The sequence below is a fragment of the Enterococcus lemanii genome, from assembly GCF_016909125.1.
GTDB classification, from domain to species: Bacteria; Bacillota; Bacilli; order Lactobacillales; family Enterococcaceae; genus Enterococcus_I; species Enterococcus_I lemanii.
On the sequence record NZ_JAFBFD010000010.1, the window covers coordinates 1 to 12,746 of the forward strand.

Genomic DNA, 12,746 nt, shown 5'->3' on the forward strand with positions numbered 1-12,746 from the left:
ATAAGTCATCCTTGATTCAGTATAAAGGACTTTTTTTGGTTTAGATAGTGATAAATGAGGTTTTTAGTGCGAAATAATCTTTGCACCACTAGTGACTACCAATAGTTTAGAAATAAGGAGATCAATCTATGAATGAACCAAAATATTGCCGTGTATCGAAAGTAATTCAAACCCATCGCATTTTTCCATTTGACTTAAATCCATTTGGTTTTTTATTTGGTGGCAAGTTGATGACGTTAATTGATGACGCGGCTTCAATTTCTGTTAGTCGCCATTGTCGTCGAGGGGCAGTAACAGCCTCTTTAGATCAGTTGAATTTTTTAAAGCCGCTTCATTCGAACCATTCTGTTTGTATCGAAACGTATATTTCTGGGGTGCATCGTAAATCAATGGAAGTTTTTGTTAAAGTCATTGGAGAAGATTTAGTCACAGGCGAACGTTATCTCGCTGCAACTAGCTTTATGACCTTTGTTGCCATTCCTTCGCATATGAATGAAGAAGTTGATTTTGTTTTGCCAATGGTTGTTCCTGAAACGTCAGAAGAAAAGTTAGTTTGTGCCGGTTATGAACAACGTCGCTTGCACCGTTTAGCCGAAAGAAAAGCTTATAAAGACTTTTCCGCGCAACTTTCGGTCGATTTACCTTGGGATTCTTGAATTTTTTTAAAATTTGAAAACTTTTCACTATATTTCAGAAAGTTTTTTTGTTATAATTACTCGTCGATGTAATGCCATAAGAAAAAAGGAGTAAAATTAATTGAAATACAGAAATGATTTACGCAATGTTGCGATTATCGCTCACGTTGACCACGGGAAAACGACCTTGGTCGATGAGTTATTGAAACAATCTCATGCTGTGAAAGAGCGTGGTCAAGATAAAGACCGCTCAATGGACTCAAATGCAATTGAACAAGAACGTGGAATTACAATTTTAGCTAAGAATACGGCCGTAGAATATAATGGTACACGTATTAATATTTTAGATACCCCAGGACACGCGGATTTTGGTGGAGAAGTTGAGCGGATCATGAAAATGGTCGATGGCGTTATTTTAGTCGTTGATGCATATGAAGGGACGATGCCTCAAACACGCTTTGTACTTAAAAAAGCTTTGGAACAAGGAGTAACACCAATTGTTGTCGTAAATAAAATCGATAAACCATCCGCTCGCCCGGAATTTGTCGTTGATGAAGTCTTAGAGTTATTTATTGAACTTGGTGCAGAAGATGACCAATTAGACTTCCCAGTTATTTACGCTTCTGCTTTAAACGGTTCTTCCAGTCTATCAGATGACCCTGCTGACCAAGAGCCTACAATGAACCATGTATTCGATACAATCATTGATCACATTCCAGCCCCAGTTGATAATAGCGATGAGCCACTACAGTTCCAAGTTTCTTTACTTGATTACAATGACTATGTTGGCCGAATTGGAATTGGGCGCGTTTTCCGTGGCACGATTCGTGTCGGTGACCAAGTTTCTTTAATGAAGTTAGACGGCACATTCAAAAATTTCCGTGTCACAAAATTACTTGGTTTCTTAGGTTTTGATCGCGTGGAGATTCAAGAAGCGAAAGCCGGCGATTTAATTGCGGTCTCTGGTATGGAAGATATTTTCGTTGGGGAAACCGTCACGCCTGCAGACCATCAAGAAGCGTTACCAATCTTACATATTGATGAACCAACTTTACAAATGACCTTTTTAGTCAATAACTCACCTTTTGCGGGCCGCGAAGGAAAATTCATTACTGCTCGTAAAATTGAGGAACGTTTAATGTCAGAATTACAAACGGACGTTTCTTTGAGAATTGATTCAATTGGTCCGGATTCTTGGATTGTTTCTGGTCGTGGTGAATTACACTTGTCTATTTTAATTGAAAATATGCGTCGTGAAGGCTATGAGCTACAAGTATCACGCCCTGAAGTAATTGAACGCGAAATTGATGGTGTAAAATGCGAGCCATTTGAGCGTGTACAAATTGACACGCCTGAAGAGTATATGGGTTCAGTTATTGAATCCCTTGGTTACCGTAAAGCAGAAATGCAAGATATGATTAATACAGGCAATGGTCAAGTACGTATTATTTTCTTGGCACCAGCTCGTGGATTAATTGGTTACACGACGGAATTTTTATCAATGACTCGTGGTTATGGTATTTTGCACCATACTTTTGATCAGTACTTACCAATGATTCAATCACAAATTGGTGGTCGTCACCATGGTGCGCTTGTATCAATTGATACTGGAAAAGCAACCACCTATTCGATTATGAGTGTCGAAGAGCGTGGAACAGTCTTTGTTGAACCAGGAACAGAAGTATACGAAGGAATGATTGTTGGTGAAAACTCTCGTGAGAATGACTTGACGGTTAATATTACGAAAGCTAAACAAATGACTAACGTTCGTTCTGCAACAAAAGATCAAACATCAGTGATTAAAAAACCGAAGAAATTAACTTTAGAAGAATCACTTGAATTTTTAAATGAAGATGAGTACTGCGAAGTTACACCAGAAAGTATTCGTTTACGCAAACAAATTTTAAATAAAAATGAACGTGAAAAAGCAGCGAAGAAAAAGAAAAAAGCAGAGTAAATTAAAAAATAAGCTTGCTGATGAATCGAATAAAATAAAGCGACAACCGACGAAAAAGGCTCTTTAACTTTTTGTCGGTTGTTTTTTTATATAAAAGTAGAAATCATTCGTTAATTAGTGTCTACCGATTCAATAAAAAAATATTGAAACAGCGGTGTTTGGCATCGGTATTTTATATAACAAGTGCACGATTTTCAACGGTAAAATACGGAAAATCGTGCACTTTTATCAATATTGGAGGCTTCTAATGCGTAAACCACAAATTTACCAGCAGCTTATTTTTGCAGATTTTGATCAACTTGTTGGCTTAAAAACGAAAATGAGATGGCCGAATAATCATGCGACATCAGTTAAAAGAGATTAAAGTTTCTTCTGAAATTGTGGGTAACTTAAAAATATCAAAACCAAAAAGATTGACCTAGTCGGCTTTCGAAAAAAAACACCTTGGACAATTCGCTTTTTGTGTTTCATAATACGGGTATGTTTCACAATAAAAGAAAATTAAATTTCCTGAAAAGTTCCAAAGAATTAACCGGTAGTTTATGCTATAATAGAAAAACGAATATAAGATAGGGGGAGTGAACATGGAACTGTCTTCAGAGTCCAAAGCAAGACAATTGCTTGAGGAAGAAGCGAATCGCATTCGGCTTTTAATTAAAAATCAAAAGCATAGTCTTTGCATTGCCCACTGCAAGGCGTTTGAAGAAGTAGTGGATACGCAGATGTATGGGTTATCTCGACAAATTGCTTTTGCCATTTCGTTAGGAGCGATTTCAAACGTGATAGGACAACAAATATTAAGTGATTTAGAAAGAGATTTAAATCAAATGTATCATGAAGTTTATCAAGATCAACAAGAAAACGAATTAGGCAAGGAGGTTTAGTCTTTGCCCAAAGAATTAAAGAAAAGACACCTGTTAGATTGGGGAATTTTATTACCTTATTTGACGTTGAGTATTATCGGTTTAATGATGGTGTATAGTACCACTTCCTATGTACAATTAATCAAAGGGGCCAATCCTGCTAAACAAGCAATCTCGCAATTGTTTTTTTGGCTGTTAAGTCTAACCGTAATTATGATTATTTATAAAATGAAAGTAGAATTTTTGCGAAGGAACAATTTAGTCAATTTAGCAATGATGATTATTACAGTTTTTTTAATCTTGGCTTTCTTTTTTGATAAAGTAAACGGTTCTTGGGGATGGATTCCTCTTCCGATTATTGGGGGAACAATCCAACCCGTTGAATTTTTAAAATTCATTGTGATTTGGTACTTTTCAGTTAAGTTAGCGAGCTGTCAAAATGTTATTCATCTTGGCTTGCTTCAGAATTTAAAAGGGACGTTATTAATTTTTGCCCTCCAGATTGTGCTTATTATGGCTTATCCTGACTTTGGAAATGCCGCGGTGATTGTTTTATTATTTATGGCGGTACTTTTAACAAGTGGGATTAGTTACTATTATACGTTACTAGCAGGTGGCTTAACGCTTGTCGGTAGTGTTATGATCGTTTTCATTGTGAATACGATTGGCTCAAAATTGTTACCTAGCCACGTAGTCTCCCGCTTTTTAGTTTTTCGAAATCCTTTCATTGACGAATACGGAGATGGACACCAAATGATTCAAGGTTACTATGCGATGTTTAATGGTGGAATTTTTGGTCGTGGGTTAGGCAATAGTATTCAAAAAAATGGCTTTTTAAAATTTGCTCATACGGATTTTGCCTTTGCGATTGTTGTTGAAGAGCTCGGTTTGCTCTTTGCAATTGTGATTTTAGGTTTATTATTTTACTTGATTACCCGAATTATCTTGATTGGCATTCGTTCAGATGATCCATTTAATTCCATGATGTGTTTAGGGATCGGTGTTTTATTTTTAGTATCAGTTTTTATTAACTTAGGTGGTATTACAGGGATTATCCCTTTAACTGGAATTACATTTCCTTTTATTAGTCAAGGAGGTTCTAGTTTATTAATGTTTTCAATTTGTATTGGATTTGTGCTAAATATTAGTGCAGATGAAAGAAAAAAACAATATCGATTGAAGTAAATTTTGAAGGAGTGGTTAAATGAAAAAAATATTGGTGGCTAACCGAGGAGAAATTGCAACGCGCGTTTTACGTGCTGGAGCAGAATTAAAAATAAAGACGGTTGCAATTTATGCAGCAGAAGACGAATATTCTGTTCATCGCTTTAAAGCAGATGAAGCTTACTTGGTTGGTAAGGGAAAACGTCCAATTGATGCATACCTTGATATTGAAGATATCATTCGAATTGCTAAAGAATCTGGGGCCGAAGCGATTCACCCGGGTTATGGCTTTTTATCAGAGAACTTAGAATTTGCTAAACGATGTGCAGAAGAGGGCTTGATTTTTATCGGTCCAAGCACCCACCATTTAGATATCTTTGGTGATAAAATTAAAGCCAAACAAGCGGCTTTAGAAGCAGGTATCCCATCCATCCCTGGTTCGGATGGCCCGGTATCTACGGTTGATGAAGTGGTTGCATTTGCAAAAGAATATGGTTACCCTGTGATGATTAAGGCGGCTTTAGGTGGTGGCGGCCGTGGGATGCGAGTTGCCCACAATGAGCATGAAGCAAGAGATGGGTACGAACGTGCTAAAAGTGAAGCGAAAGCGGCTTTTGGTAGTGATGAAGTGTATGTTGAAAAGTATATTAGTCAACCAAAACACATTGAAGTACAAATTTTAGGCGATACACATGGAAATGTCATGCACTTATTTGAGCGTGATTGTTCGGTTCAACGTCGTCACCAAAAAGTAGTTGAAGTAGCCCCTTGTGTGTCGATGAATGACGAACAACGAGAAGAAATTTGCCAAGCGGCTGTTCGATTAATGAAACACGTGGGCTATGTTAATGCGGGAACGGTTGAATTTTTAGTTGAAGGAGATCATTTCTACTTTATTGAAGTCAATCCGCGTGTGCAAGTAGAGCATACAATTACCGAATTAATTACAGATGTAGATATTGTAACGAGTCAAATTTTGATTGCTCAAGGAAAAGACTTACATAAAGAAATTGGCATTCCAACCCAAGATCAATTAACTTATGAAGGTTCAGCCATTCAATGTCGAATTACAACAGAAGATCCATTGAACGACTTTTTACCTGATACAGGTAAGATTGATACTTATCGTTCGCCAGGTGGCTTCGGGGTTCGTTTAGACGTTGGTAATGCGTATGCTGGTGCCGTTGTTACGCCTTACTTTGATTCCTTACTTGTAAAAGTTTGTACACATGGCGCCACCTATGCACAAGCAACGCAAAAAATGGAACGTTGCTTACGTGAATTTAGGATTCGTGGAGTAGAAACGAATATTCCATTTATGCGAAATGTGATTCGACACCCAGAGTTTCAATCTGGTTTAGCTAAGACCACTTTTATTGATACAACTCCTGAGTTGTTTGAGTTCCCACAAATGCGTGACCGCGGGAATAAAACTATGAAATACATCGCAGAAATTACGGTAAATGGCTTCCCCGGTATTGAAAAGCAAACGAAAAAATATTTTGATGCGCCTCGTCGACCAAAGAAAATGGAAATGTTACCGACCTTCCGTTCTGCTAAAAATATTTTAGATGAAGAAGGGGCCGATGCCGTTGTTGCTTGGGTCAAAGAGCAAAAGAATGTCTTATTAACCGATACGACCTTCCGTGATGCTCACCAAAGTCTACTTGCAACGCGTGTGCGAACAAAAGATATTGCCGCGATAGCAAGCCAAACCGAGCAAGCCATTCCACAATTGTTCTCAAGCGAAATGTGGGGAGGCGCGACTTTTGACGTATCTTATCGCTTCTTAACCGAAGACCCATGGGAAAGATTACGGACATTACGCAAAAAGATGCCAAATACTTTACTGCAAATGTTATTTAGAGGATCAAATGCGGTTGGGTATTCAAATTACCCAGATAACGTCCTTGTGGCATTCATCAATGAAGCGGCTTCACAAGGAATTGATGTTTTCCGAATTTTTGATAGCTTAAACTGGATTCCGCAAATGGAAAAAAGTATTCAAGCGGTTCGTGATGCTGGTAAAATTGCTGAAGCAGCCATTTGTTATACGGGTGATATTAATGACCCAAGCCGAGCGAAATACAACGTGAAATACTACATTGATATGGCTAAAGAACTACAAGCATTGGGTGCACATACAATTGCAATTAAAGACATGGCGGGGTTATTAAAACCACAAGCTTCTTATCGTTTAATTAGCGAATTAAAAGCGGCCATCGATTTGCCGATTCATTTGCACACACATGATACGAGCGGAAATGGGATTATTACGTACTCTGCTGCTGTAACAGCGGGCGTTGACATTGTCGATGTCGCGATGAGTGCGATGAGTAGTCATACGAGCCAACCAAGCTTAAGTAGTTTGTATTACGCTTTAGTTAACGGAAAACGTGTTCCGGATATTGAAATTGAAAAAGTTCAAAAATTAAACCACTACTGGGAAGACGTTCGTCCGTATTATCGTCCGTTTGAAAATGGCCTAAATGCACCACAAACGGAAGTTTACGCACATGAAATGCCAGGTGGACAGTATTCGAATCTTCAACAACAAGCCAAAGCTGTCGGTCTAGGCGAGCGTTGGGATGAAATTACTAAAATGTATCGCAAAGTAAATATGATGTTTGGTGATATTGTTAAAGTAACACCTTCTTCAAAAGTCGTTGGGGATATGGCGTTATTCATGGTTCAAAATGATTTAACGGAAGAAATCATTTACGAAAGAGGACAAGAAATTAGTTTCCCTGAGTCAGTGGTCACGTTCTTCCAAGGTGATTTGGGCCAACCAGTTGGTGGGTTCCCAGTTGAATTACAACAAATTATCTTGAAAAACCGTCCTGCTTATACAGAACGCCCAGGTTTAAGAGCCAAAGCAGTCAATTTTGATGAAGTAAAATTAGAATTAGCCGCTTTAATTGGTTATGAACCAAAGCAAGAAGAAATTTTGAGTTACTTAATGTATCCAGAAGTTTTCTTAGGTTATCGTAAAGCTTATGACCAATTTGCTGATATAAAAGTCCTTGATACACCAACATTCTTTAGTGGTATGCGAATTGGCGAAAGAATTGATGTAGAAATTGAAAAAGGCAAGGTGCTAATTATTCGTTTAGACGATATTGGGGAACCTGATATTGAAGGAAACCGAACAATCTTCTTTAACTTAAACGGTCAACGTCGTGAAATTGTTGTTCGTGATAGTTCAATTAAGAGTAAAGTCATTACGAAACGAAAAGTAGAGCCAAGTAATAAAGAACACATTGGGGCAACGATGTCTGGTTCTGTTTTACAAGTACTCGTTAAAAAAGGAGACAAAGTAAAACGCGGGGATACCTTAATGGTGACAGAAGCAATGAAGATGGAAACATCTATTGAAGCGCGATTTGATGGGGTTGTTGGCAGTATTTATGTGGAAGCCGGCGAACCAATTTCTTCAGGTGATTTATTAATGGAATTAAAAGAAAAATAAAAAATGATTGAAGGAGACAACAACAGTGAAACGTCAAATACTATTGTTTATTAGTATTCTTATTGGTTCTTTATTGCTTGTTTATTTATATCCGGTATTTACTTATCAAAGAGCGGCAGAAACAACAATAAATCAACCTCGTTCACTACAGCCTCCTTCAACTTCTTTAAATGCAGAGGTCATTCCATCATCAGGATTGGCGCTATTTATCGGGCAAGAGCTCTCATCATTTGAAAAAGAGTATGGTACAGCTGAAGTAGTGAATGATTCAGGCTTTGGCTTTAAAAACCATATTTATCAATACGGTGAGGGCTCTTTTTTTGAAGTGACAACCACGTTAAACCAGATTACAAGTATTAAATTTATTGGTTCAGATGAAATAAAAAGCGCACCTTTTGAAATCGGCATGACGATTGCTGATTTGGCAAAAGATTATGTCATTTCTCCTAACATACAATTTAGATACAATAATGAAAAATATAGTTTTGAGTTGATGGAAGACGATTTAAACTATCGCCCATTAATGGTCTTTGATAATTCGACCTTTGCCATTCTTTTTTTTGACCAACAAAAAAATAATAGTAATTTATATGCAATCATGTACCTAGATGCGCAAACCCTCTTAAAATTAGCGCCATTTCAATTGACGGAAGGAACGCCGCTATTTTTTAGTGTGAACGAAGAAGCAAATTGGGTTAGCATTGACGTTCAAAAAAGCGAAAAAAGTCAGCGTGTCATGCAAATGTTACGCCAAAATTTTAATTTTCCAGTGTATGAAACGCAACCCCCTTTACAATATACGACGGAAGAACGATTAGGGAAATTTTTAGAAAACCCTGAAGATATTATTTCGACGGAGCGGTTAAAGAGTTATTTGCGAATTCAAGAAAATGCAGAACAACAAAAATGGGTCTTAAGTAAGCAAGAACTTGCGATTTTGTTAAAAGATTACGAGCATAAAATTCTATATGGTCATTTTGAAATGCCGGTTTATGATCCGATTTTTACGATTTTATCTTGGTATAGCAACCCTTATTTAGTTTCTCATCTTTTTTATGAAAAATCAGAAGCGCTAGGGATTGCCTTTTCAAAAGAGAATATGTTAGTCTTATTCCAAGAGATGAATAAAATAGAAGAAAGCGGGGACAACTAGTGATTTACAATGATCATTTTTTCGCCATTGAAGATCAAGTTGGACAACTTGTCAATCAAATTATTAAGAGCTCTTCTTTTAATGCCTATATTCAAGCTAAAAAAATGATGCACCATGATGCAACGGTAGCAAAATTGCGGCAAGAATTTACGCAGCATAAAGGGAGTTTTGAACGAATTGAAAGTTACGGGAAATATGCTCCTGATTATCGTGAAAAACAACGGGCCTTAAGAAAGAGTAAACGAGCGCTTGATTTGCATCCTTTAGTTGCCCAGTATCGTTTAGCTGAAACACAGTTACAAGGACTACTTGATGAAATTAGCTTAAAAGTGGCTGAGATCTTTTCAGAAGATATTATTGTCGAAACGGGAAATCCGTTTTTTGAATCGAAATCTGGTTGTAAAGGAGGGTGTTCTCATGGGTGAGTTTGTCATTCAAAAAAGAAGAGGTTTGATTGTCTGGGTTTACAGCTTGCGTCAATTAAAAAATTTAAGACGTTTTGGGACAATTCATTTTGTTTCGAATAAAATGAAATACGTTGTTTTATACGTGAATGAAGAAGAAGTCGAAGAAGCGATGGAAAAGATCAATCGATTACACTTTGTTCGTGAAATTGAGCAGTCGTATCGACCGGATATTGAAATGAACTTTGCTGATAAAATTGGCACGAGAGCTGCTTTTCAAGTCCAAGAGGATGAACCAGATTATGAAAATGAAGTAGAAATACCGGTAATTCAGTTGGCAGAAGAAGTATAAATTGAAAAAAAAGAAAAGACAACTTTGCGTGATTTGCCTAAAGTGGTCTTTTCTTTTGTGGAGGGAAGCATGATGCGCGTTATATCTGGTGAATATCGTGGTAGAAAATTAAAAAGTTTAACAGGAGACAATACTCGCCCAACCAGCGACAAGGTAAAAGAATCGATTTTTAATATGATTGGACCGTATTTTGAAGATGGAATGGTTCTTGATTTATTTGCCGGAAGTGGGGGCTTAGCCATTGAAGCCATCTCACGGGGAATGACTTTAGCGGTTTGTGTCGATCGAAACTATCAGGCGATGAAAGTTATACAAGAAAATATTAAAATTACCAAAAATCCTCAAAAATTCGAAACATTAAAAATGGATGCCAATCAAGCAATTAAGCGTTTATCTTTGGAAAAACGTTCGTTCGATCTTATTTTTTTAGATCCACCATATGCAAGACAAGAAATTGTCGATCAAATTGAAAAAATGATTGAGGGACAGTTGTTAAATGAAAGAGCAACGATTGTTTGTGAAACAGATAAAAGTGTCGAATTACCTGAAATGATTTTAAATTTGACTCAAATTCGTCGACAAGTGTATGGGACTTCGGCGGTAACGATCTATAGGAATGAGGAATGAAAGATGAAAAGAGCATTATTTCCAGGGAGTTTTGATCCATTAACTATGGGGCATCTCGAGACGATTCGTCGTGGGGCAAAACTTTTCGATGAATTGATCGTCGGTGTATTTGTAAATAGTAATAAATCTTCTTTATTTACCATGGAAGAAAAATTAATGCTTGTAAAAGAGGCGGTAGCAGATATTTCTAACGTTCGTGTAATCGCACAAGAAACAGAACTAACGGTTGTTGCAGCCGAGCGTTTAGGTGCGAATTTTCTACTACGTGGTATTCGTAGCATTAAAGACTATGAGTATGAACGTGAAATTATGGAAATGAATCAACATTTAAATCCTGAAATTGAAACCGTCTTTTTATTGGCACAATCGCAATACAGCCATATTAGTTCGAGTTTAATAAAAGAGGTTTTACTTTTTGATGGTAATGTGCAGGCGTATTTGCCAAAAAACGTTTATCAGATGATGATGGAAAAGAAGGGTGAAATCAATGAAAAATAAGGCACCAATAAAATATATTCTTCTAGGCATACTGGCATTGTTTATTGTCGCAAGTATCTTTTTACCAATTCCTTACTACATAGAAAAACCCGGCTCAACGATTGCATTAAACGAACTAGTGACCGTCAATGGGCAAAAAGATCAAGAACCAGGCTCTTTTTCCCTTACTTCAGTTGGTGTTTACCAAGCGACCTTGCTACGTGCCGCGCAAGCAAAATTTGATCCGTTTTCTGATATTGTGAGTGAAGAAGAATTTTTCGGTGATGCAACGAGTGAAGAATATAGCCAAATGCAGCAATACTACATGAGTTCTTCTCAAAATAGTGCTGTTGAACAAGCTTTGACACTAGCCAATAAACCATTTACCTTTGAATTTAAAGGGGTTTACGTGATGCACATCGATCCATCCTCGAACTTCATTGATAAAATCCATGTTGGTGATACGGTTACACAAGTAGATGGACAAACTTTTAAAAGTTCACAAGAATTCATGGATTATGTCCAAAACAAGATGATCGGTGAAGAAGTTGAAATTACCTTCTTACACAATGGCAAAGAAGAAAAAGCGAGTGGTCAGTTAATCGAATTGGCAACAAACAAAAAAGCTGGAATTGGCATTTCATTGGTTGATCATACCGAAATTTCTTCTGAAGAAAAAATTGATTTTCATGTCGAAAATATTGGCGGGCCGTCTGCCGGGTTAATGTTTACTTTACAAATTTATGAACAGTTAACCCAAGAAAATTTACGACAAAATCGTCAAATTGCAGGAACTGGAACAATTAATTCAGAGGGAGTCGTTGGAAGAATCGGTGGAATTGATAAAAAAATAGCCAGTGCCAGTGCGGCTGGAATGGACGTCTTTTTTGCTCCAGATGATGAAATTACAGAGGAGATGAAAGTGAATTTCCCAGGCATTCTTTCAAATTATGAAGAGGCAAAACGCGCAATGAAAAAATTGAATACCAAGATGAAATTAGTTCCTGTCAAAACCGTACAAGATGCGATTGATTATTTGAAAGAAACGAAAGAGTAACGACTTCTTGTTGCATCGTTCTTGCTTAGTAAAAGGATAAACCAGAAGTCATTTAAAAAAATGAATGAAAAGCACCGCTGATTCACTTGCGTCAGTCTCAAAAAATAACCGCTCTTTGATATTTAACTAGGTTATTGCAGAGGCCTATGCTAAAATATATAGAGATTGAAAGCATTATATTTGGAGGAATTAATAAGATGGAATTAAAAAGACAAAAACCGATTGTAGAATCGTATCACTTTGATATGCGTGATCCAAACATAGAAGTAGAAACAAAAATTCATGCAGGCTTTGCACCATTTCCTGCACCAGATGAAAACTATCCGAAAGAAAATAGTATTTTAGCAGCACGTTTACAATTTCAAGTTGTCTTTCCTGAATTTATGATTCGTGGCGCAATTGGTCAAGTAAACCACTTTATCAATCGTCAAGTGACAAAACAAGAAGATTTAACAAAAGAAGAAGCCAATGAATTAGTGGCACCGCTTTTTGATATGTTGCAACGTTTAACGTATGAAGTCACTGAAATTGTCATGGATCAACCAGGAATTAATTTGAACTTTAATCAAGAAAATGAATAGAAGGTGC

At 37.1% G+C, this 12,746-nt stretch carries 12 protein-coding genes; all 12 read left to right on the forward strand.

Translation table 11 applies throughout. From position 1 onward, the window contains the following. Positions 1 to 128 precede the first annotated feature (128 nt). Positions 129 to 656: an acyl-CoA thioesterase gene (locus tag JOD14_RS04060; protein WP_204653450.1), complete on the forward strand. Its 528-nt coding sequence runs from the start codon at positions 129 to 131 to the stop codon at positions 654 to 656. A 100-nt stretch (positions 657 to 756) separates the two neighbouring features. Then, a complete protein-coding gene (gene typA, locus JOD14_RS04065) occupies positions 757 to 2,592 on the forward strand; it encodes a translational GTPase TypA (RefSeq protein ID WP_204653452.1) in 1,836 nt (611 codons plus the stop codon). 584 nt (positions 2,593 to 3,176) lie between these two features. After that, complete coding sequence (locus JOD14_RS04070; RefSeq protein WP_204653454.1) at positions 3,177 to 3,476, forward strand: DUF1507 family protein; 300 nt, start codon at positions 3,177 to 3,179, stop codon at positions 3,474 to 3,476. A gap of 3 nt (positions 3,477 to 3,479) precedes the next feature. Next, positions 3,480 to 4,640, forward strand: a complete 1,161-nt coding sequence (locus JOD14_RS04075; RefSeq protein ID WP_204653456.1) for an FtsW/RodA/SpoVE family cell cycle protein — start codon at positions 3,480 to 3,482, stop codon at positions 4,638 to 4,640. Positions 4,641 to 4,659: 19 nt separating this feature from the next. Beyond that, positions 4,660 to 8,088 (forward strand): pyruvate carboxylase, encoded by a 3,429-nt coding sequence (locus tag JOD14_RS04080; RefSeq protein ID WP_204653458.1) that lies wholly within the window; start codon positions 4,660 to 4,662, stop codon positions 8,086 to 8,088. A 25-nt stretch (positions 8,089 to 8,113) separates the two neighbouring features. Beyond that, positions 8,114 to 9,241, forward strand: coding sequence for a CAP-associated domain-containing protein (locus JOD14_RS04085; protein ID WP_204653460.1), 1,128 nt, complete (start codon positions 8,114 to 8,116; stop codon positions 9,239 to 9,241). Next, positions 9,241 to 9,666, forward strand: coding sequence for a YlbF family regulator (locus JOD14_RS04090; protein WP_204653462.1), 426 nt, complete (start codon positions 9,241 to 9,243; stop codon positions 9,664 to 9,666). The genes JOD14_RS04085 and JOD14_RS04090 overlap by 1 nt, the downstream gene beginning before the upstream one ends. Continuing rightward, entirely contained in the window at positions 9,635 to 9,997 is a 363-nt protein-coding gene (locus JOD14_RS04095; protein WP_379962477.1) for a YlbG family protein, read from the forward strand. The genes JOD14_RS04090 and JOD14_RS04095 overlap by 32 nt, the downstream gene beginning before the upstream one ends. A 72-nt stretch (positions 9,998 to 10,069) precedes the next feature. Beyond that, positions 10,070 to 10,624, forward strand: coding sequence for a 16S rRNA (guanine(966)-N(2))-methyltransferase RsmD (rsmD, locus tag JOD14_RS04100; RefSeq protein ID WP_204653556.1), 555 nt, complete (start codon positions 10,070 to 10,072; stop codon positions 10,622 to 10,624). A gap of 3 nt (positions 10,625 to 10,627) precedes the next feature. Beyond that, positions 10,628 to 11,122, forward strand: coding sequence for a pantetheine-phosphate adenylyltransferase (coaD, locus tag JOD14_RS04105; protein WP_204653466.1), 495 nt, complete (start codon positions 10,628 to 10,630; stop codon positions 11,120 to 11,122). Next, positions 11,112 to 12,158, forward strand: coding sequence for a SepM family pheromone-processing serine protease (locus tag JOD14_RS04110; protein WP_204653468.1), 1,047 nt, complete (start codon positions 11,112 to 11,114; stop codon positions 12,156 to 12,158). The genes coaD and JOD14_RS04110 overlap by 11 nt, the downstream gene beginning before the upstream one ends. A gap of 197 nt (positions 12,159 to 12,355) precedes the next feature. After that, the gene (locus JOD14_RS04115; protein ID WP_204653470.1) at positions 12,356 to 12,739 is read left to right on the forward strand and encodes a DUF1149 family protein; all 384 of its coding nucleotides are present in this window, start codon (positions 12,356 to 12,358) and stop codon (positions 12,737 to 12,739) included. Positions 12,740 to 12,746 lie beyond the last annotated feature (7 nt).